This is a genomic window from uncultured Parasphingopyxis sp., from assembly GCF_937129435.1.
Lineage (GTDB): Bacteria > Pseudomonadota > Alphaproteobacteria > Sphingomonadales > Sphingomonadaceae > Parasphingopyxis.
The window spans coordinates 1-21,257 of the sequence record NZ_CAKZNF010000017.1; the positions used below are offsets into that span (position 1 = coordinate 1).

Sequence of the window (21,257 nt, forward strand, 5' to 3'; positions counted from 1 at the left end):
CGCGCGCTTGTCGGCGGCGACGAGAACAGCATCGCCGGCTCCGTCACCATCGGATGGGAGTTCTGATCCCGCCGGTCACACACGCAATCCCGTGACCGGCCAGGGGGCGGCTACACGCTCGCCGCTCCCTGTTGGCGGGGCGGGAGACGAATGTCTGAAATTGGGTCGCAGCCGAGGGTCGGCTTTTCCGCGTCGGTCAATCGAAAGCGGACGGTCCGCAATCGGACCAATTGCGGACACTAACTGATTTGAAACAGTTCATCGCGTTTCGCCCTGGCAATTGACGAGTCCATCGAGGTTGATCATGGTTCGTGGCCACAAAGGGGGGCTCTTGTCTAACCAGGGAAACGATAACCGGCCGGTCGTTTTCATCAGCCATCACAGTAGCGAAGCGGAGACTGCGCGGCACCTAAAGGCGATTCTGGACCAGAACGGTATCGATGGTTGGATGGCACCCGATGATATCGATCCGGGCATGTCTTTCGATGATGCAATCGTCGCGCAAATCGAGCAATCCGACGCGGTTATCTTGTTGTTTTGCGGGCGGTCCGATCAGTCGCGCCATGTCAAACGCGAACTGATGCTTGCCGAAGACAGTAACCGGTCAATCTTCCCGGTTCGTCTGGAAGACGTCGCAGCCCAGGGCCTTGCTTACTGGCTCAAGGATTACCAATGGCTGGACTGGAACGACGGGCAGGACGGGTCCGTCGAAACTTTGGTCGGGGCAATAAGACGGCAGATCGCGAAAAGGGGAAACGCGCCTCAGACAGGAAAAACTGAAAATGCAGATGAAACGGGTGGAGCACCGGCCGTTCGGCCGCCGACGCCCGCACGCTTGAACTCGGGACTTCAGCCTGCAAGCCGACCTGTCCTGATAGCGGTAGCGGCGGCTGTACTTGCTGGAATTGCCGCGTTGATCTGGTTTATGGTTTTGCCACCAGGTGAACAGACCGCGCTCGAACCGGGAAGCTGGATGTTTACCGTTGATTATGACGACGTGGATTTACCGGATGCGCCGTCCCAGGCCGCAACGCTTGGCTTTTTGCTCACCAATCATCGGTTAGATTACACAATATGTTTGTCCCACGACCAGGCTGCGGATCCGAGCCTCGAAATGATCCGTACGATAAACAGCGGCGAATCGGGCTACGACTGTCAGGTCACAGAGTCACGCTTTGCAAACGGCAATATTACTATGCGAGCGCAATGCGACAATCCTGAGTTCGATGTTGATGAGCCGAGCCGCATTTTTGTCAATGGTACCTACACGCGCACAAGCTCTGTCAGCGAACTAGAAGTTCGGGCACACCACCCTGAATTTGGGCGGTTGAATCTGACCGGCACCGTATCAATGCAGCGGCTGGGAGAGTGTCAGTAGGGAAACTGGCGAGCCGCAACGTCGGCGAGCGGGCAAACTTGGGAGATGGGCGGTGCGTCCGCTTTCCAACCAGTTGCAGTCGGCAAGGCGTCGCAGTTGCACGTCTGAAACCCGACGTGCGAAATCTCGGCCGTCGACGTTTTAAACGACAATCTTCGTCAACGCTCGAATCCCGATAATGGCGATTATGACAAATATGCTTAGCCCGCGCACCCTTGGGGGATTGCTGGCCTTTCTGGACCGCAATCGCGCAGTCCGAGGGCTCATGTCCGCAAAGCCATCTGTGTCAACGATCGATCGCAATTGATCTTCTGAGACACATCATTAATTAGGACTCTAAGGAAAAGCCTCCTCAAGAGCAGGAAGATCGTATGAGCGACCAGGCCAATCGGGTATGGCGGCTCACCGCCCGACCAGAGAGCGACCGCATCGACGACGCACTCGAATTGGAAACCGAAGCTGTTCCTTCGGCGCCCGAGGGCGGGTTGCTGGTCCGGAACATCTATCTCTCGATCGATCCGACGCACCGCATCTGGATGTCGGAGATCGACCAGTACATGGATCCGGTCGAGATCGGCGAACCGATGCGTGGCGGTACGATCGGCGTCGTTAATAGGTCCAACGCCGAAGGCTTTTCGCCCGGCGATATCGTCGCCTGCCAGGGCGGATGGCAGGATTATGTCGCCATATCGGCAAAGATGGTTCGCCGCATCGATCGCGCGTCCAACCTGCCGCTCTCGGCTTATATGGGTCCGCTCGGGAATATCGGGGCCACCGCCTATTTCGGACTGTTCGAAATCGCCCGGCCGCGGCCCGGCGAGACCGTCGTCGTGTCGGCCGCCGCCGGCGCGGTCGGCTCATTGGTGGGCCAAATGGCCAAGATCATGGGGTGCCGGGTCGTCGGGACGGCGGGCTCGCCGGAAAAATGCGCCTGGTTGGTCGACGATCTCGGCTTCGATGCCGCGATCAACTACAAGGACGGTGACCTCATAAAGGCGCTGCGAGAAACCTGTCCCGGCGGAATCGACGTCTATTTCGACAATGTCGGCGGCGCGATGCTCAACGCGGTGCTAACGCTGATCAACCTAAATGCACGTATTGTGGTCTGCGGTCTGATCTCGACCTACAACGATCTCGAACAGGGCGGCGACGGCCCCGCCATGTTCCGCAACGTGCTGATGAAGCGGGCCACAATACAGGGATTTATCGTCAGCGACTTTCTTCGGCGCTATCCCGAAGCGTTCGCGGCAATCGGCCAGTGGCTCGAGACGCGACTATTGCAGTATCGAGTCGACATTCGTCAGGGTCTCGAAAATGCGCCGGACGTATTGAAGCTGCTGTTCACGGGCGATCACAGCGGTAAATTGATCGTCCAGGTTTCCGAAGAGCCCTAGGCGGCTATTCCGCTTCGGCCGCAGCATCGACCGCACGGCGAAAGGCAGCCATGCTCGACATGACGATGATCGCCGAAAGCGGTAGAACGATCGACGCCACGATCGAGAGCGAGTGGCGCAACGCGCCGTCCTCGCCGAAGCCGTAATCGGTGATCAGGGCCACCGCGGTCGGACCGAGGCCGAATCCGATCAGGTTGGCGACGAAGAAATAGAGCGCCGTTGCCTGCGCCCGATACCGATTGGGTGTGATGAGCTGCAACGCCGCGCCGGCCACGCCGCCATGCATCGATGCGACGAGGAATGCTGGCGCGATACAGGCAAAGGCAAGCGTCGCCGTCGGCATTTGCGGCGCGGCGATCAGGAACGGCGCCGCGCCTAGGATCGCAATCACAATCGTCAACAAATGCCCATCCTTGCGGCCCGCACGAAACAGCCGGTCAGCAAGCGCTCCGCCGAGCAGCAGCCCCGCCGCGCCGCATGCTGCCAGAATGATCCCGAAATAAAAGCCTGCCGTCGCCGGATCCATTCCGTATGTCCGCGCAAAAAAGGTCGGGATCCACGCCATAGCCCCGTAAATGACCAGCGTGAGGAGTGACAGGCCGAGAAAATGCGAGAAATAGGCACGGCGATAGGCTAATACATAAGTGAAACAGTCGCGAAAGCGACGCGCCGTCGCGACGTTTGTCACACCGCGACGAACGGGCTCGCGCACGGTGAGCATCAGCAGCGCGATCGCAAGACCGGGCAGCCCGACCAGAAAGAAAACGAGGCGCCACGGCGCCGCCTCGCCGATCCCCGGCAGTGAATAGGCCGGCGATTGCGTTGCCATGTCGACGATCATCCCTCCAATGACGAGGGCGATCCCCGAACCGAGCGGGACGCCGATCGAATAGACCGCTACTGCGCGACCCAACCGATCCTTGGGGAAATAGTCCGACATCAGCGAATAGGCTGCCGGAGACAGCGTGGCTTCTCCGATCCCGACGCCGATCCGTGCAAGGAAAAGCAGAGCGTAATTGGGGGCAAGGCCGCAGGCCGCCGTCATCGCACTCCATATGGTGATGCCGATCGTCATCAGACGGCGGCGATTGCCTCTGTCCGCCAGATACCCCAGCGGCAACCCCATGACGGTATAGAGCACTGCAAAGGCGAAGCCGACTAGCAGGCTCATCTGCGTGTCGGAGATGCCGAGGTCCGCGCGAATGGGCGCCACCAGCAGCGTCAGGATCATCCGGTCGATGAACGAACAGGTATAGGCGAGAAGGAGAACGGCGACCACGTACCAGGCGTAATCCTGACGCGGCCAAGGCTGCTCGCCGCTTGCTTGCTGACTGGCGTCCATCGTCTTCAGACGATCTCGAAAATGTCATAGTCGACGCCGTCGGCCGTACGCCGGCCGATCCCGGCAGCGACGATCCTATTAAGCCAGCCATAGCGTTCGGCGGCGGTCTCGAAGAGCGGCACGATTCGGAAATAATAGTCACCCGGGCCGAGCGCGGCCAAAGCCTCGGGATCGCGAAATGCTGCGAGCTTGTCGTTGGGAATCACCAGCCGGCCGGCATAGGTGACGTAGATTCTCGCGCCATCGCCGGTCTCCCACAACGCCCGGACATCGAGCAGCGTCTGCGCGTCGCCTTCTCCGGACATCGCAAGTTCCGACCAGTCACCCCCGCCCGGCACGACGCGGCCCGACATCCGGTCCCCTTCGAACGTGCCGCCGGTAATATGGCTGATCCGACGGTTCCGCCAAGGTGTGCGCCCCACTTCAATGGGCGCACCCGACTCCAGGATGATCGAGACCCGGCAAAGAGGGCGGCTTTCCAACACCATCGGTTGCATAGGCCGTTCTTCCTCCCTGTTTTGATCGCGGCACCCCTGTTCTCGAAATCCTTAGAGTGCTCATGATTCCCTTAGACTTCTTACTATTTTTGTGCAATGCCGAACTAAGGAACGGTCGCGACAAGGCCGTCGGACATGGGAGGATATCGATATGGCTATGCACCGCAAGCCTTTGACAATTCGTGTTTCTTGCGCGGCGATTGCCGCCGCCATTGCCACGCCTTCGATCGCTCAGCAAGGACCTGCGCCCGCCCCGACCGCCGCTGCAACAAACCCGGACCCGGGTCTCGGGGTGATCGTCGTTACCGCACAGCGCGTTGAGGAAAATCTGCAGGACGTGCCGATCGCCGTGACCGCGTTCGACGCCGAACAACTCCGCAACAGCCGCGCCAATTCGATCCAGGACATCGCCCAGCTCACTCCGAGCTTCACCGCGACAGAGGTCAATCCCGGCGAACCGAACTTCTCGATCCGCGGCATCGGGACCGAGGGGATCAACTCCAATGCCGGCGGCGATCCCTCGGTCGTGATGTTCGTCGACGGCGTCTATATCGGACGCGGAGGCGGATCGAATCTGGAGCTTTACGACCTCGAACGGGTCGAAGTGCTTCGCGGCCCCCAGGGTACGCTGTTCGGCAAGAATGTCGTCGGCGGCGCGATCAGCCTTGTCAGCCGCCTTCCCGACTTCTCCGACGAGTTCGTCAGCGGCACGGCAACCTACGGCAATTACGACCGGCTCGAACTGACGGGCCGCTTCAACTATGCGCTGGGCGATATGGCAGCCGTCTCCGGCGCCGTACATTATGTCAATCGCGACGGTTATTCCTTCAACCAGACGACCGGCAACGATGTCGACGATCAAGAAGCCGCCGGCGGACGCCTGTCTGTCCGTGTCCGCCCGTCAAGTACGGTCGATATCGTAGTGACCGGCGATTATACCGAGCAGAATCAGCGCGGTCAGCCGCGCGACAACGTCTGCGATGCCTCGGTGGATGGCGGCGTCCATTGCGCCGGCGTCAATCCGGATCCGCGCATCGTGAACGCCGTGGACGACGGCTATCTGGATCGCGAGGTCGGCGGTATCACCGGCCAGCTCACGATCGATGCACCGTTCGGCGAAATTACATCGATTACGGCATATCGCCAAGCGACCTATGCGCACCGGGATGCCTTCTTCAGCAATCCCATCAATCCGCCTGCACAGATTGAATCGATCAACGAGAATATCGAGAGTTCGCACCAGTTCAGTCAGGAGGTGCGGCTGGCATTCGACCTGCTCGATGACCGCCTTTCGGGCGTCGTCGGGCTGTATATGCTCGACGAGCATATCGAGCGCGAGGAAATCCTCGAACAGTTTTTCCCCGTGCCCGCATCGACCGGTGTCGGGTCATTCCCGCAGGTCGTCGATTCCGAGAGCTACGCCATTTTCGGTCAGGCCGGGTTCGAGATCTTCCCCGGCTTCACCGCCACGATCGGGGCCCGAATGACGTGGGAGTCGAAGGATGCGCAACTGCAGGGCCGGCTCCTTTCGGGACCGGGCCTGCCGCCTCCGCTTGCGACGCCTTACAATGTCACCGCCTCGGAAAGCTGGAACGCGTTCACGCCGCGTTTTGCGCTCGAATATGAAGCGGCCGACGATGTGCTGCTCTATGCGAGCGCCGCGCGCGGCTTCAAGAGTGGCGGTTTCCAGGGAACGGCCGGCAACGGCGCTAGCGCCGCCATACCGTACGACCCCGAATATGCCTGGAACTATGAGATCGGTGTCAAGTCCCGCTTCTGGAACGATCGTGTGCAGCTCAACGTCGCTGCCTTCCACACCGACTATACCGATCTGCAGGTATCGCAGCTCGTACCGCTATGCTGCGTCGTGATCGGCAATGCCGCAGATGCACAGATCGACGGGCTCGAGGTCGAGCTCAGCCTTTCGCCCTGGCGCGGCTTCAGGATCGACGGCGCCTATAGCTGGCTCGATGCCGAATTCACGAGCTTCGCGACCGGCGCCACGGCCGATTTCACGGGCAATACGCTGCCCCGCGCGCCGGAACACCAACTGTCGCTCGCCGCACAGTACGAAACGCCGATCACCGGTTCGATCAACATTCTGGGCCGCGTAGCCTGGGCGTACCGGTCGAGCGTGTTCTTCGAAGCGTCAAACACGCCGCTCGAAGTGCAGGAAGGCCATTCGCTGCTCGATGCACGTCTCGCCGTGCGGTCGGCGGACGACGATTGGGAAGTAGCCATCTGGGGCAAGAACCTGACCGACGAACTCGTCCGGAACCACATCGTGGCCTTCGCGCCTTTCGCGCAGCAGCTCAATATCTATCAACCGCCGCGAACATATGGCGTAAGCGTGTCGTTCACCTTCTGATTCTGGACAGGTGGGGCGCGTGGACTGGCGCGTGAGGAAACCGCGTCAGCCCTGCGCTCCCAGGCCGTCAAATGCCGGTGCCCGCGCGACCATCGAAGGCAGGGTCTTGTCCATCGCCCGGCCGAGCCAGTGCGAGGCCTGGATCGCGCGGACCAGATCGATGTTGCTCCGGCAACCGCTGCGTTCGAGCATATAGGCGACATCCTCGGTCGCGACATTTCCCGAGGCACCGGGCGAGAACGGGCAGCCGCCCAAACCGCCCAGCGACGCATCGATGGTGCGCACCCCCGCCTCGACCGCAGCCCAGACATTCGCGATCCCGGTGTTGCGCGTATTGTGAAAATGGGCCCTGAGCGGAATGTCTCCGATCTCCCGGCGAACCAGTCCGATCAACTCTTCCACCTGCCGCGGCACGGCGACGCCGATCGTATCGGCGAGCGCGATCTCACGCGGATGGGCTTGGGCCGCCGCCTTTGCCATCTCGACCACGCGTTCGGGTTCAACCGTCCCTTCGTACGGACAGCCGAATGACGCCGCGATCGTGATCTGCGCGCTCAAACCCTCGCGGCTGGCCAGCGCGATATTCTCGCAGGCGATGTCGAGCGACTCGGCGCTGCTCTGCCCCTGGTTGCGCGCGGCGAATTCGTCGCTGGCAACGCACACCGTTCCAAGTTCGTCGACCCCGGCCGCGATCGCACGTTCGGCACCGCGCCGGTTGAGGACCAGACCGATATAGGTGACGTCATCGCGGCGCGGCACGCGCGTCATGACGCTTTCCGCATCGGCCATTTGCGGCACCTTTTTCGGATTGACGAAGCTCGTCGCCTCGATCCTGCGCGCGCCGGCTTCGATCGCCTTTTCGATCAACGAGACCTTGTCCTCCGTCGATAGCAGAGTCTGCTCATTCTGCAGTCCATCGCGCGGCGAAACCTCCACAATCTCGATCATGGGAAGCGCTTCGTCGGTGGGGCTTTCAAATCGTGTTGCCATAAAATGTTTAGTAATCTAAGTTTTTCGGACACACAATCGCCGTCGCAGAACGGTATCAGGGGAGCAGGCCACTTGGCACAATCGACCGCAAGCGACGCACCGCCGCCTTCCGCCGGCACGCCGGGCGATGGAAGGGGGCTGCCCGTTCCCGGCCGCTGGCTCGGCGTCGGTCTGCTGACCGTCATTTACGTCCTCAACTATATGGATCGGCAGATCCTGGCGATCCTTATCGAGCCGATCAAGGCGGACATCGCGCTCACCGACACCCAGGTCGGCCTGCTGACGGGCACGCTGTTCGCGGTCTTCTACAGCATCATCACCATCCCCGTGGCGATGCTGGCCGACCGGATGAACCGGATCTGGATCATCGCGATAGGTTGCTTCCTGTGGAGTTGCTTCACCGGATTGTCGGGACTGGCGGTGACGTTCCTCGCGCTGGCGATTGCACGGATCGGCGTCGCGTTCGGAGAGGCCGGCGGCGTCGCGCCCTCCCTCTCCATTCTGGGCGACTATTTCACGCCGAGACGGCGGGTTATCGCCATTTCGCTGTTCACCTGCGCATCGCCCATGGGGATCATGGCCGGTGCCATGGCGGGCGGTCTGATCTCGGCAGAATATGGCTGGCGCGCGGTCTTCTATTTCGCCGCCATATTGGGGATCATCGCCGCACCCCTCCTGATCTGGCTCGCGCCCGAACCGCCGCGCGGCAATTACGAGAAAGACGCCCCGGGGCGACCCCTGTCGCTGCCGGCCACCGTCGCGCTGTTCTTCCGGCTGCCGACACTGGGCTGGATGGCGCTCTCATGCGGCTTCTTCGCGATGATCGCAAACGGCCTGATCACATGGATGCCGGCCGTTCTGATGCGGGTATATGGCGCAAGCGGGCAGGATATCGCGCTCTATTACGGCCCGGTCATCGGTATCTCGCTCATGATCGGACTGTTTTCGAGCGGCGCGATCATTTCCTGGTTCGCGCAAAGATCGCTGCGCGCCTTCGCCATCGTGCCTGCCATCGCCATGCTGCTCTGCGCGCCCCTCTTCGCCCTCGCGCTGACCGCCGACACCTGGCAGATGGTTCTCCTCTGGAGCTTCGTGCCGATCGCGCTCATCAATTTCGTCGTTCCCCCCGCGCTGACGCTCGTACAGAATCTTGCGCCGCCGGAAGCGCGCAGCACAGCGTCCGCCGTGCTGATGCTGGTGCTCAACCTGGTGGGTATCGGATTGGGCCCGCTCGTCGTCGGTATGGCCAGCGACTATTTCAGCAGGGAAATGGGCGATGACGGCCTGCGCTACGCAATGATAATCAGCCTCGTCCCGATCATGATCCTGACCGCCATCACGCTGTTTATCGCCGCAACGACGGTCGTCCGCGATCACGAGCGGGTCGCCGCGCCCGTCTGAGCTTGGGAAACGCGCCGGGGCGGCCAACGCCATAGGCAATTATGAGGCGGTTCGCCCCGCTCCGAAGGCCGTGGCGTTGTTCGCCGCTAGCAGCGAGTCGATATCGTCTCCCGCATAATCGGGGTCGGCCGACGGACCGAAGGCGGCCAGCATCTCGGCGACCTGCGGCTCGACGAGCCGCTTCCATTCTTCGTGGGTGAAGATGTAGAATTCATCGGATGAGATCGCCTCGGCGACACGATCGCCGATGCACCGCGGATCCATGCCTGATGCGAGGACCCCACCCATCGCATCGGCCGTCTTTGCCGCCACGCCCGCCTCCTGCTCTCCCGGCCGCAAGTCCTTCGTCGTCTGCACGATCCGCGTCGCGGACATGCCGGGGCACAGCATCGATATGCCGACGCCCGTCCCGGCAAGCTCGTTGCGAAGCGACATGGCAATGCCGACCGTCGCGAATTTCGAACTGCAATAGGCGACGGAGACCGGCGGGGGCACGATGCCGACCATCGAGGCGGTAAGCACGACATGCCCCTCGCCTCGCCGCTTCATCGCGCCGAGAAAGCTGCGGCAGGCATAAAGATGGGCGTGCGCGTTGACCGCATAGGCCCAGCGCCAGACGTCCGGATCATATTCCTCCAGCGCGCCGCTGCCGCCGCCGACCCCGGCGTTGCTGCACAGGATATCGACATGCCCGAAAGATGCTGCAGCCTCTTCCGCCTTCTGCCATTCCGCCTCTTCGGCCACATTGAACGCGACTGTTGCAACATCGGCGCCGGCCTGCCGCAATTCGGCGCCCGCCTCTTCGAGCCTCTCGGCGCTGATATCGGCGATGATCAGCCGCGCGCCGCGTGCGGCCAGCGAATGCGCCATGGCCAGGCCGATGCCGCTCGCGGCGCCGGTGATGAGGGCCGTTTTTCCGGCGATTTGCGTCATCGATTCATTCCTTTTGGTGGCTGGCCTGGCTCGCCCGGGCGGCCGATTTGTGCAGATTGTCGCCGAACAGGTTCGACCATTGTTCGTCGGTCAGCACCGGCCGGGCACTCGAGAGATTGGCGGCATTCTTGACATCGGTTCCGCGTTCGACCGCCGGCCGTGCGCCGATCGTGTCGAACCAGGACTGGATCGCGGGAAAGTCCGCCAGATCGAAATCGATCGCGCGGATCGCCCGGACCCAGGGCCAGGTGGCGATATCGGCGATCGAATATTCCTCGGCGAGGAAATCGGCTTCGGTCAGCCGCCGTTCGAGGACGTGGAGGAGGCGGATGGTCTCCTTGCGATAGCGGGTGACGGGATAGTCTTGCCCCTCGGGCGCATAGCGGATGAAATGATGGGCTTGACCCTGCATCGGCCCGAAGCCGGCCATTTGCCACATCAGCCATTGCTGCGCCTGCGACCGCCGGCGCGGATCGTCGGGAAGGAGCTGTCCCGATTTCTCGGCAAGATAGAGCAAAATGGCGCCGGATTCGAACACCGGCAGCGGCTGTCCGCCGCCGACGGGGTCATGATCGACGATGGCCGGCAGCCGGCCATTGGGATTCACCTCCCGGAATTCGGGCGTCAGATGCTCGCCGGCGAGCATGTCCATCTTGATCAGACGATGCTCGAGCCCGGTCTCTTCGAGCATGATCGAAACCTTGTGCCCGTTCGGCGTGGGCGTGAAATAGACGTCGATCATGATGCGGCCTCCTTGTTCTGCTTTGCCCGTGCGCTCGCGAAGACGAGATCGAAGACATCCTTGCCCGCCGGATAGCCGGCCACCGTCAGCCGGCAGGCCGCGATGCGCCAACCCTGGCCAGTGCGGACCAGCTCATGCCGGTAATCGCCGACAAGATCGCCAAAGAGGGTCGTGCCGCCGGCCGTGATGAAATGCGCGGCGTCCACGGCACTGGTGACCGTCGCGCCATCATCGCTGCGGGCATAGCGCATGTTGGAGAGCCGGTGCCGCGTCGCATCAAAATAACCGAGCAGTTTGCAGCGTTCGGCCCAGGCGGCGGCCGGAATTCGCGCTTTGAGCGAACCGATGGCGGCGTAGTCTATGTCGACTTGGTCGGTGAAGAGCTCGCGAAACCCGTCCCAGTCACCGGCGTCCAGGCGATCGGCATAGTCCATGACGAGGTCGATGCAGGCCGCACGATCGGCGGCGCTCACGTCATCTGCTTTGTCCAATGTCATGCCTCCTGCCGCTCGTCCGCCGCCATCTTCGCGAACTGCCGCAGCAGGGGAATGCCGCGACCCACCTCTCCAGCACGCGCGGCCACATACCAACGGTTGCGAAGCAGCGGCGTATCGCGATCGGCGATATCCCCGGGCGTCTTCGACGGTTCGCATTGGGAAGAGGTCATAACAGCCAAAGCGGCTCGGCCGATCTCTCGGGCCAAGCCGCCTTGGGGTTCATGCATCGATCCTGCAATGCGCCGGTGCGATCAGAACCGGAACCCGGCTTCCACCGCGACGCTCCGTGCCGGTTCCAGATAATGGATCGAGCGCGTCACATTGGTGATCGGGAACGGTAGGCGGAAGGAACTGCCGGCCGTCAATTCGTTCGTCAGGTTCCGGCCGACCAGCGCCACATGCCACCGATCGTCCGCGTCGCTTACCTGCACGCGCATGTCGATCTTCGCATAGCCTTCCTGGTAACCGAAATTTGGATCCTGATTATCCGAGTTGAAATAGCCCGACCGTGCCGAAATGATGCCTGTAATATCGAGATCGAGGTTCGGCGACAGCGGCAGCCAGACATGGCCCTGCATCGTAGCTGAGAGATCGGACACATAGGGCAGGGGCGCACCGGCGATGTTGTTCACCGCAATGCTGGCCGGGTCCGCCGGGTTGCATTCGCTCAGCGGCTGCGTCGCGAGACAGGCAGCGCCCGGATAATCGAGATAGCGGATATCCTGATAGGCGGCCGAAACCTGGAGATCGAAATTCTCGCTCGCATTCCAGATGAAGGTCGCTTCGGCGCCGGTCGATGCGGCGCTGGCGGCGTTGCCCGTCTGGTAGGTCGAGATGGTCGGATTGTAGACAGAGACCTGCAGATTCTTGAACCGCGTGTCATAGACCGAGAGATTGAAAGTCGCCTCTCCGAAGACCGCACGCACGCCAGCTTCGTAGTTGGTCGAGCGTTCGGGCTCGTACTGGAAAGTCGCGTCGGTCGTTCCGTAGGTGTTGCTGACGAAGCCTCCCGATTTCGAACCCCGGCCATAGGTCGCATAGACCATCACGTCGTCGCTAATGTCGTATTGGACGGTGATCGACGGGTCGAGATTGTCTTCGGACCGCGAACCCGATGCCTGGGTAAGCGGGCGCAGCGGAAACGGGCCGTAAATAAGATCGCCGTCAAACGTCGCATCCTTGCTGGTGTGGGTGTAGCGCAAGCTGCCGATAAAACGCAGCGCATCCGTCGCGTTCCACGTTGCCTGCCCGAACACCGAATAGGATTCCGATTCCTGGTCGAAGATGGTGTTTAGCAGGCCGAAATAGTTGAGCGCGGCGTTGTTGATGTTGAACCCGCCGAACTGGTCGAGATGATAGTCTGAGGTGTCGTAATAGGCGCCGACGATGAACTCGATCGGGCGTCCGGTCGGAGATAGCAGGCGGACTTCCTGCGAGAACTGATCGAAATTTTCCGGGAAACTGTTGTACACCGAATTGTTGACGGTCCCGCCGCCGGGGATCCGCTGATCGAAACCATTGACGATATTGGAGTCAAACCAGGAATAGCCGGTGATCGAGGTCAGCGTGTAATCGCCGATTTCGACATTGGCGGTGGCGGACAAGATCAGCGTTTCGCCATCGATACCCTCTTCGCCGAGCGCTGCGGTTTCGAGGAATCGCTCCTGCCGCAGGTTCGGACGCGTGTTGACATCGTCCGATACGGAGATTCCGCCACGGATTTCCTGATTGCCATATTCCGCGCGCAGTGTGAGGTCGAACATCGGCGACGGCTCCCAAAGAAGCGTGGCGCGTATCAACTGCTGTTCGGTCGAGGGGTCGTCGCGACCGGTCGCGAGATTTTCGATGTAGCCGTCCTGATCGACGAGCCGACCTGCCAGACGGAAGCTGAGTGTATCGGAGATTGGACCGGATACGTGGCCGTTCAGCTCATAGCCTTCGTAGCTGAAGTTGTAGCTGCCGGTAAGCGCGGCCTCGAACTCGTCGGTCGGACCGGCCGAGACGATGCTGACGGCGCCTGCAGCGGTGTTCTTCCCGAATAGCGCGCCCTGTGGCCCGCGCAGAACTTCAACACGTTCGATATCGAAGAAGGGCGCCTGAGCCTGGCGGTTCCGACCCGCATAAATGCCGTCGATATACAGGCTGACTGCCTGGTCGAATGAGAAGTTGGAGGGCGGCGAGCCGAAGCCGCGAATATAGATGACGTCGTTGCCCGCCGTCGTCTGCACGGCAACATTTGGCACATAAGCGGAGATGTCGCGAAAGTCGTTAACGTTGAAATCGGTGAGCGTTTCGCCGGAGACGACCTCCATCGAGATCGGCACGTCCTGGATACCCTGTTCGCGCTTTTGAGCCGTCACAATAATGGGAGCGTTCGTGCTCGACGCCTGCCGAACCGTAACCTCCGAGAGGTCGCTGCCATTATCGTCCTGCGCATGGGCCGGAGCCTGGGCCCCGATAGCCAGCGCCGCTGCGGCGCTGCCGTACATAAGATCGCGGAGTTTGCCGTTCATTGTGATCCCTCTCCTGAGCTTTATCGTTGTGCCCGTCCTGCCTTTCGGGGTCGGGCAAGTCAATCCCTTAGTTTGCTAACTAATAGAGGTGTGATACCTCTGCCACTAAGAGCAACACAAGGGCTGGGAGAAGCGAGCGATGATCACATTATATGGAGGGCCGACGCCGAACGCACGCAAGGTCGGAATCGCGCTTTACGAGCTGGCGATGGAATGGGAACTCCACCCGGTGGACATCCTGGAGGGCGATCAGCTCACCCCCGAATTCCTCACGCTCAATCCCAACAACAAGACGCCGGTAATCGTCGATCATGACGGGCCCGATGGCGGAGACTTCGTGCTCGCCGAATCGGGCGCGATCCTGATCTACCTCGCCGAAAAGGCGGGCCGGTTGATCCCCGATGAACCGCGCGCCCGCTCGCGGTGCTTCCAATGGCTGATGTTTCAGATGTCGGGTATCGGGCCGATGTTCGGGCAGGCCGTGCACTTCACCCATTATGCGGCCGAAAGGCACGAATACCCCATTGCCCGCTACACCCGTGAAGTCGATCGGCTACTGATGGTGCTGAATGGCCGGCTGGGCGAGGCCGAATGGCTGGCGGGGCAAGACTATTCGATCGCCGACATCGCCACCCTGCCCTTCCTTCGCCGTATCCTGATCGAGCGCGGCGGCGAATTTCCCGATATCGAGCGTTGGGCGACGGCGATGCTGGCGCGTCCGGCGGTCGAGAAAGGAATGGCCGTCGGCGTCGCCCGCAAGGAAGTCGTCGAAGGCGGACTGCAGGGGTTCACCGACGAGCACCGCGAAATCCTCTGGGGAGACCGGCAGCACCGCCCGCGATAATGCCGGCCGAGCCGCCTTAGCGCTGGACCGCGCCGTGCATCCGGTCGCCGAACATGTTCGACCACTCGTCATCGGAGAGACGCTGGTTGCGTCCCATATATTTGTCGGGCGCCTTGAAGACCGGATCGTTCATCGCGCGCCGAACGGCGGGGCGGGCCGCGATGCGATCGAACCAGTCGGCGATGGCCGGATAGCCTTCGAACCCGATCCCCATGACATGCGACGCGGCACGGCCCGGCCAGACCGCAATGTCGGCGATCGAATAGGCATCGCCGGCAAGATATGGCGCTTCGGAGAGCCTGTTTTCGAGAACGCGGAGCAGCCGTTCGAGTTCGCGCGTGTAGCGGGCGACGGCATAGTCTTGTCCGTCGGGTGCATAGCGGAGGAAATGGCTCGCCTGCCCGCCCATCGGCCCGAGCCCGGCGACCTGCCAGGTCAGCCATTGCAGCGCGAGACTGCGCCCGCGCCCCTCGGCATCGAGCAACAGGCCGCTCTTTTCGGCGAGATATTGCAGGATTGCGCCCGATTCGAAGACGGCAAAAGGTGCTCCGCCGTCCACCGGCGCATGATCGACGATCGCAGGGAGCTTGTGGTTGGGGTTGATCGTGCCAAATGCCGGATCGAGATGATCGCCCTCGAAGATGTCGTAGGGCGTCACGCGATAGGCGAGCCCCGTCTCCTCGAGCATGATCGCGATCTTCTGCCCGTTGGGCGTCGCCGCATAATGGAGTTCGATCATTGCCGGGCGGGCACGTCAGTCGAACGTCTTGCGGAATTCGGCGACATGCGCCGAATCGAGATATTCGTCGATCCGCGAAATCTTGCCATCACGCACCTGGACGATCAGCGCGCCGGGCATCGCCAGTCGTGCACCGTCCTTGCGCGTGCCCCGGAGGACATGCTGCTGGACGAACCCGCCGTCGAACACCTCGACGCGGCGATTGTCGTAATGGCGATCGCTCAGCCGCCCGACCATCCCCTTCAGCGTTTCGAGATTTTCGGCCTTACTCTGCTCGGCATCGTCGAAATTGTGCCAGATCACGGCATCGTCGGTATAGCTGTCGCGCACCGTTTCGATATCGCCGCGTTCGATCGCATCGAAAAATCCCTGGGCCAGCGCCCGGATTGCAGCCTCGTCCATTCCGCAATTCTCCTTTATGCTCGCTCGAGCCGACGTCATCGACGCGCCCTGCCCTTTTATCCTTAGCTATCTAACTATAGCAGAGGCGGCAGGCCCGTCCAGCGCATTGACCCAACCCGGAGAGTCGAATATACTTTGAAAGCTAAGGAGATCGAGATGCAGAGCAAAAAGAACCCCGAATTCGAACTGATGGGCGTCAACCACCTCGCGCTGGTGTGCCGCGACATGAAGAAGACCGTCGAATTCTACCGCGACAAGCTTGGCATGCCGCTAGTGAAGACGATCGATCTGCCGCGCGGTCTCGGCCAGCACTTCTTCTTCGACGTAGGCAATGGCGACTGCATCGCCTTTTTCTGGTTCCCCGATGCGCCCGATGGCGAACCCGGCATCCAGGCCCCTGCCGCGTTGCCAACGCAGGGATCGTTCGTTTCTGCCTATGGCTCGATGAACCATATCGCGATCAACGTCCCGGCCGAAAAGTTCGACGAATATTACGACCGACTGATCGAGAAGGGCATCGAGGTCACCAAGAAGCTGAATCACGACAATTCGCCCGCAGGTTCGAACGAGGCCGTGACCGACGATGTGTATGTGCGCTCGGTCTACTTCTTCGACCCCGACGGCATCTGCCTGGAATTCGCCGCGTGGACAAAGGAATTCACCGACGCGGATGTCGCCCACGAACCGCGAAGCGCGGTCACCGTTGACGCCTGACAGCGGCCCATGAAATGAGCGGTGTAAGGCGAGTCTCCGGCCTATGCGTTGCGCTCGACCGTGACGATGTCGACACCGATCAGATCCTGCCCGCCGATCATATGAAGGGATTGTCCCGTCACGGGCTTGGCGCACATCTTTTTGCAAGATTGCGCCTCGATTCGACAGGGTTACCCGACCCCGCGTTCATGCTGAACCGTCACTGTGCCGAGCCACCGGCGATCCTGCTCGTCGGCGGAAATTTCGGATGCGGGTCTTCGCGCGAGCATGCGGTCTGGGCACTCATCGACCAAGGCATCGGCTGCTTGATCGGAACGAGTTTCGGAACCATTTTCGCCAACAACTGCCGCAAGAACGGGCTGGTCGCTGCGCGCGTAACGGCGGCGGACCGAAGCGCCCTGCGCGAGGCGGTCGGCAAGGACGGCTGCCGACTGGCCGTGAATCTCGAGCGCTGCGAGATCGAGATGGATGGCGCCCCCTTCTGCCGGTTCGCCATATCGGAGATCGACCGGAAGATGCTGCTCGCCGGCGGCGACGAAATCGATCGCACGCTCGCACATCTTCCCGCGATCGAACAGTACGAACGCGGCGCGCTATAACAGCCGCGGATCGGCGATCGTGCCGGCGATGGCCGTCGCGGCCGCCATCGCCGGCCCCATCAGGTGCGTCCTTCCATCGCGGCCCTGGCGATGTTCGAAATTGCGGTTCGATGTCGAGGCGCAGCGCTCGCCTCCCCCCAACTTGTCGGCGTTCATCCCGACGCACATCGAGCAACCCGGATCGCGCCATTCGAATCCCGCCGACCGGAAAATCACATCGAGTCCCTCCGCTTCGGCCTGCCGCCGGACGGCGGCCGAACCCGGCACGACGATCGCCCGGACATTGTCCGCCACGACGCCCCGTCTCGCGATATCGGCCGCGGCACGCAGATCCTCGATCCGGCTGTTTGTGCAGGAGCCGATGAATACCTGATCGATGGGAATATTCGTCATCGGCGTGCCGGGCACCAGGTTCATGTAGCGCAAGGCGCGCTCGGCCTGGAGCCGTCCAGCCCCATCGGCAAAGTCCTCGATGCCGGGAATCGACTCGCCAATCGGAACGCATTGGGCGGGCGTGGTGCCCCAGCTCACCATCGGTTTCACCCTCGCCCCGTCGATGACGACCTCCCTGTCGAAGCCTGCATCCCAGTCCGAATGCAGCTCGCTCCAACTGCGCATCTTCGCATGCAAGGTACCACCCTTCGGCGCGTCTGGGCAATTGGCGAGATAGTCGATCGTCACGCGGTCCGGGGCGACAAGCCCTGCTCGTGCGCCCATCTCGACGCTCATGTTGCAGAGCGTCATCCGGCCCTCCATCGACAGCGCCGCAACAGCCCTGCCGGAAAATTCGACGACATGATCCAGTGCGCCGTCGACGCCGATCCGGGCCAGGATGTGAAGCGCAAGGTCCTTGGCGCCTATGCCGTGCGGCAAGACACCGTCGACACGAATGCGCATATTGCGCGCACGGCTCTGGCGGATCGTCTGGGTCGCGAGCACATGTTCGATTTCCGACGTGCCGATACCGAAAGCCAGCGCCCCGAAGGCGCCATGCGTCGAGCTGTGGCTGTCCCCGCACACGATCACCATGCCCGGCAGCGTGCGTCCGCGCTCGGGCGCGACGACATGGACGATGCCGCCGCGTGGATCACCCATCGCATAATGTTCGATGCCGGAACGCGCGCTGTTGTCGCGCAGCGCTTCGAGCTGTGCGCGGGCGAGTGGATCGAAAAGCGCGTCGAGCCCGGCCGATTGCCCCTCGGTCGGGACGTTGTGATCGGCGAGCGCCAGCGTGCGTTCGGGCCGGCGCACCGATCGCCCGGCCAGCCGCAACCCTTCGAAGGCCTGAGGCGAAGTGACCTCGTGGAGCAGATGGAGATCCACATAGAGCAGCGTCTCGCCCGCATCCTCGGCGACGATGCGGCTGTCCCAGATCTTGTCGTAGAGCGTCCGGCCGGACACGGCCTCAGATGACGCCCTTGGCGGCGAGCGCCTCGCGCTCGTCGTCGTCGAGGCCGAGCGCACCGAGGATCTCGGCATTGTCCGCGCCCACGCTCGCCGGTGCCGCCGCCCGCACCGCGCCCGGCGTTCGCGACAGCTTCGGAAAGACCGACTGCATCTGCAGCGATCCATGGTTTTTCGTCATGACCGAAACGATCGCCTCGCGCGCCTTGAAATGCGCGTCGGCGAGCATGTCTTCGGCGGTGAATATCCGGCCTGCGGGTACGGCGTGCTCGGTCATCACCGCCTCGACATCGGCAACCGTCCTGTCGCGGGTCCAGTCGGCAATCAGCGCGTCGAGCTCGTCCTGATGCTGCCCGCGCGCGGCATGGGTGGCATAGCGCGGATCGTCGGTAAGATCGGGGCGACCCATCGCCGCGGCGAGCCGCGCGAACACCTGGTCGTGATTGGCCGCGATCAGATATTCGCCATCGCTGCAGCGATAGACATTGGACGGCGCGATGCCCGGCAGGATCGGGCCCGATCGCTCCCGCACGAACCCGGTTGCGTCATAATCGGGCACGAGGCTTTCCATCATCTGGAACACCGCCTCGTAAAGCGCCGAATCGACGACCTGCCCCTTGCCGCTGCTTTCCCTCTCCCGAAGCGCCGCGAGCGCGCCAAGCGCGCCGAACGTCCCGGCAAGGCTGTCGCCGATCGAAACGCCGAGGCGCGAAGGCGGCCGATCGGGGTCGCCGACCAGGCCGCGCCAGCCGCCCATCGCTTCGCCGATCCCGCCGAAACCCGTACGCTGCGCATAGGGACCGTTCTGTCCATAGCCGGAAATCCGCACGACGATGAGGCCGGGATTGTCGGCCATCAGCGTCTCGGGCGCGAGATTCCAGCGTTCGAGCGTACCGGGGCGGAAATTCTCGATGAGGATATCGGCATCGGCGACGAGGCGGCGGGCCAGCTCCTGCCCCTCGGGCTCGCGCAGGTTGAGCGAGACCGAGCGCTTGTTGCGCGCGATCACTTCCCACCAGACCGGCGGATCGCCGCGACCCCATTGACGCATCGGATCGCCCGCTCCCGGCGGCTCGACCTTGATCACATCGGCGCCCATGTCGCCCAGCAGCTGTGCGCAGAAGGGTCCAGCTATAAGCTGACCGAATTCGATGACGCGAAGTCCTGCCAACGGTCCCGGCACCGCTACCTCCCATGCGGACTTCGGCCCGCTCATTTACTTAGCTTTCTAAGTTATTGCAGTTTTGGCCGGGCGGGGCAACCGCAACTTTGCCAACGATAGCGCACATTGGCCCGCTGGCTAGTTCGAGGCGCGCAGGCCCTCGGCCATCGCGGCGACCTTGCCCACCATGTCGGCAAGCAGCTGTCGCGGCAGATCGTCCACCAGGCGATCGCCGTCGAACGCCTGATGCGCGACGGGGACCGAGACCTGGGCCGGATGCACGACCATCTGGATCGTCGATAGGATCTGGCGGAGATGCGCAAGCCCGCGCAGGCCGCCGAACGGGCTGATCGATGCCGACATGATGCCCGCGGCCTTGTCGCGAAAAGCGCTCAGCGCCACCAGGCCTTCCCCGTCGGTGGGGCGGGAGGCCCAGTCGATGGTGTTCTTCAACAGGCCCGGAATCGAACCATTATATTCCGGCGATGCGATGAGCAGTGCGTCCTGCGCCTTCAACGTCTCCTTCAACCGCAGCGCGGCATCGGGAAAGGCGTCGGTCTCGATAGCGTGATGATAGATGGGAAGATCGAATTCGGCGAGGTCGATCGCCGTGACATCGGCGCCGAGCGTCCGGGCATCTTCGGCCGCCAGATTCGCCAATTTGGCGTTGTACGACCCCTCCCGCAGGCTGCCCGCAATGATTCCGATCTTCACCGCCATCTCGCCCTCTTCCACTTTCTTAGCATGCTATGCATTTAGGGCGCGCACGGCACCGGGTAAAGGCGCGTCAGGCGGTCGGGTTGGAAAGCTCGGTCAGCTTCTCCTGTTCCTCGGCAAGGTTGTCGATCACGCGGCGCAGGAGCGCCTGCAACTGCTCGACCTCCTCGTCCGACATGCCGCGCGTCGCCATCGCGTGAATTTCCTCGACATAGGGATTGAGCCGACCCTCGAGCCCCTTGGCCTTGTCGGTCAGGTGGACGTGGATCTTGCGCCGGTCGGTCGTACTCTTCTCGCGCCGTATGAAGCCGCTCTTTTCGAGGCTCTTGATCGCGATGACCGTCGTCGGCTCGCGCATGCCGACCATCTCGCTGAGCTCACGCTGCGTCACGCCACCTTTCTGCCACAGCTGGCGCAAGAAACGCCACTGCCCGGCCGAGACTCCGTGTTCGAGTGTCTTCTTTTCCAGCAGACGCGAAAAGGAGCGAAACGCGACCCGCGCGAGGTAGCCGATGCTGTTATTGGGATCGGAGTAATAGGATGCCGGTTTCTTCTTTCTTCTTTTTGCCATGCGCGCTCGAACTCCTTCAGGGTCAGACTAGTCGGCCCGATACCGTCTTG

Annotated in this window: 21 protein-coding genes; 7 read left to right on the forward strand and 14 right to left on the reverse strand. The window is 62.2% G+C overall.

Annotation, left to right across the window (positions count from 1 at the left end):
• The first annotated feature begins 304 nt into the window (after window positions 1-304).
• On the forward strand, window positions 305-1,378 hold the full coding sequence (locus tag Q0139_RS03410) for a TIR domain-containing protein (protein ID WP_298017329.1): 1,074 nt from the start codon (window positions 305-307) through the stop codon (window positions 1,376-1,378).
• Between the two features lie 371 nt (window positions 1,379-1,749).
• On the forward strand, window positions 1,750-2,772 hold the full coding sequence (locus Q0139_RS03415; RefSeq protein ID WP_298017332.1) for an NADP-dependent oxidoreductase: 1,023 nt from the start codon (window positions 1,750-1,752) through the stop codon (window positions 2,770-2,772).
• Between the two features lie 4 nt (window positions 2,773-2,776).
• On the opposite strand, the gene Q0139_RS03420 is transcribed toward Q0139_RS03415, so the two are convergent.
• Both Q0139_RS03420 and Q0139_RS03425 read right to left on the reverse strand, forming a co-directional pair.
• On the reverse strand, window positions 2,777-4,114 hold the full coding sequence (locus Q0139_RS03420; RefSeq protein ID WP_298017335.1) for an MFS transporter: 1,338 nt from the start codon (window positions 4,112-4,114) through the stop codon (window positions 2,777-2,779).
• A 5-nt stretch (window positions 4,115-4,119) separates the two neighbouring features.
• Window positions 4,120-4,611 carry a DUF3237 domain-containing protein gene (locus Q0139_RS03425; protein ID WP_367180718.1) on the reverse strand — a complete coding sequence of 164 codons (492 nt, stop codon included), beginning with the start codon at window positions 4,609-4,611 and terminating at the stop codon, window positions 4,120-4,122.
• Between the two features lie 292 nt (window positions 4,612-4,903).
• Here Q0139_RS03425 and Q0139_RS03430 point away from each other — a divergent pair, with 292 nt between their 5' ends.
• Complete coding sequence (locus Q0139_RS03430) at window positions 4,904-6,979, forward strand: TonB-dependent receptor (protein ID WP_298017338.1); 2,076 nt, start codon at window positions 4,904-4,906, stop codon at window positions 6,977-6,979.
• A gap of 45 nt (window positions 6,980-7,024) precedes the next feature.
• On the opposite strand, the gene Q0139_RS03435 is transcribed toward Q0139_RS03430, so the two are convergent.
• Window positions 7,025-7,927 (reverse strand): hydroxymethylglutaryl-CoA lyase, encoded by a 903-nt coding sequence (locus tag Q0139_RS03435; protein WP_298017342.1) that lies wholly within the window; start codon window positions 7,925-7,927, stop codon window positions 7,025-7,027.
• Window positions 7,928-8,041: 114 nt separating this feature from the next.
• On the opposite strand from Q0139_RS03435, the gene Q0139_RS03440 reads away from it, so the two are divergent.
• Complete coding sequence (locus Q0139_RS03440; RefSeq protein ID WP_298017345.1) at window positions 8,042-9,370, forward strand: MFS transporter; 1,329 nt, start codon at window positions 8,042-8,044, stop codon at window positions 9,368-9,370.
• Between the two features lie 39 nt (window positions 9,371-9,409).
• Here the strand turns inward: Q0139_RS03440 and Q0139_RS03445 are convergent, their stop codons facing one another.
• The 5 genes from Q0139_RS03445 to Q0139_RS03465 form a co-directional block, all read right to left on the reverse strand.
• Window positions 9,410-10,303: an SDR family oxidoreductase gene (locus Q0139_RS03445; protein WP_298017347.1), complete on the reverse strand. Its 894-nt coding sequence runs from the start codon at window positions 10,301-10,303 to the stop codon at window positions 9,410-9,412.
• Window positions 10,304-10,307: 4 nt separating this feature from the next.
• Entirely contained in the window at window positions 10,308-11,045 is a 738-nt protein-coding gene (locus Q0139_RS03450; protein WP_298017349.1) for a glutathione S-transferase N-terminal domain-containing protein, read from the reverse strand.
• Window positions 11,042-11,536, reverse strand: a complete 495-nt coding sequence (locus Q0139_RS03455; protein ID WP_298017352.1) for a nuclear transport factor 2 family protein — start codon at window positions 11,534-11,536, stop codon at window positions 11,042-11,044. Before Q0139_RS03455 ends, Q0139_RS03450 begins: the two co-directional genes overlap by 4 nt.
• Window positions 11,537-11,538: 2 nt before the next feature.
• Window positions 11,539-11,712 carry a hypothetical protein gene (locus tag Q0139_RS03460; protein WP_298017354.1) on the reverse strand — a complete coding sequence of 58 codons (174 nt, stop codon included), beginning with the start codon at window positions 11,710-11,712 and terminating at the stop codon, window positions 11,539-11,541.
• Window positions 11,713-11,793: 81 nt separating this feature from the next.
• Window positions 11,794-14,055 (reverse strand): TonB-dependent receptor, encoded by a 2,262-nt coding sequence (locus Q0139_RS03465; protein ID WP_298017356.1) that lies wholly within the window; start codon window positions 14,053-14,055, stop codon window positions 11,794-11,796.
• 139 nt (window positions 14,056-14,194) lie between these two features.
• On the opposite strand from Q0139_RS03465, the gene Q0139_RS03470 reads away from it, so the two are divergent.
• Complete coding sequence (locus Q0139_RS03470; protein WP_298017359.1) at window positions 14,195-14,899, forward strand: glutathione S-transferase N-terminal domain-containing protein; 705 nt, start codon at window positions 14,195-14,197, stop codon at window positions 14,897-14,899.
• Between the two features lie 16 nt (window positions 14,900-14,915).
• Here Q0139_RS03470 and Q0139_RS03475 read toward each other — a convergent pair whose 3' ends face one another.
• Both Q0139_RS03475 and Q0139_RS03480 read right to left on the reverse strand, forming a co-directional pair.
• Window positions 14,916-15,638, reverse strand: coding sequence for a glutathione binding-like protein (locus Q0139_RS03475; RefSeq protein WP_298017362.1), 723 nt, complete (start codon window positions 15,636-15,638; stop codon window positions 14,916-14,918).
• Between the two features lie 15 nt (window positions 15,639-15,653).
• The gene (locus Q0139_RS03480) at window positions 15,654-16,040 is read right to left on the reverse strand and encodes a nuclear transport factor 2 family protein (protein ID WP_298017365.1); all 387 of its coding nucleotides are present in this window, start codon (window positions 16,038-16,040) and stop codon (window positions 15,654-15,656) included.
• Window positions 16,041-16,196: 156 nt separating this feature from the next.
• On the opposite strand from Q0139_RS03480, the gene Q0139_RS03485 reads away from it, so the two are divergent.
• Together Q0139_RS03485 and leuD are read left to right on the forward strand one after the other, a co-directional pair.
• Entirely contained in the window at window positions 16,197-16,754 is a 558-nt protein-coding gene (locus tag Q0139_RS03485; RefSeq protein WP_298017368.1) for a VOC family protein, read from the forward strand.
• A 14-nt stretch (window positions 16,755-16,768) separates the two neighbouring features.
• Window positions 16,769-17,353: a 3-isopropylmalate dehydratase small subunit gene (gene leuD / locus Q0139_RS03490; RefSeq protein ID WP_298017371.1), complete on the forward strand. Its 585-nt coding sequence runs from the start codon at window positions 16,769-16,771 to the stop codon at window positions 17,351-17,353.
• Here the strand turns inward: leuD and leuC are convergent.
• The 4 genes from leuC to Q0139_RS03510 form a co-directional block, all read right to left on the reverse strand.
• Window positions 17,348-18,754: a 3-isopropylmalate dehydratase large subunit gene (gene leuC, locus Q0139_RS03495; RefSeq protein WP_298017373.1), complete on the reverse strand. Its 1,407-nt coding sequence runs from the start codon at window positions 18,752-18,754 to the stop codon at window positions 17,348-17,350. The genes leuD and leuC overlap by 6 nt on opposite strands.
• A gap of 4 nt (window positions 18,755-18,758) precedes the next feature.
• Window positions 18,759-19,973, reverse strand: a complete 1,215-nt coding sequence (locus tag Q0139_RS03500; RefSeq protein ID WP_298017376.1) for a CoA transferase — start codon at window positions 19,971-19,973, stop codon at window positions 18,759-18,761.
• A gap of 84 nt (window positions 19,974-20,057) precedes the next feature.
• Window positions 20,058-20,639 (reverse strand): NADPH-dependent FMN reductase, encoded by a 582-nt coding sequence (locus Q0139_RS03505; protein ID WP_298017380.1) that lies wholly within the window; start codon window positions 20,637-20,639, stop codon window positions 20,058-20,060.
• Window positions 20,640-20,706: 67 nt separating this feature from the next.
• On the reverse strand, window positions 20,707-21,207 hold the full coding sequence (locus Q0139_RS03510) for a MarR family transcriptional regulator (protein ID WP_298017383.1): 501 nt from the start codon (window positions 21,205-21,207) through the stop codon (window positions 20,707-20,709).
• Between the last annotated feature and the right edge of the window lie 50 nt (window positions 21,208-21,257).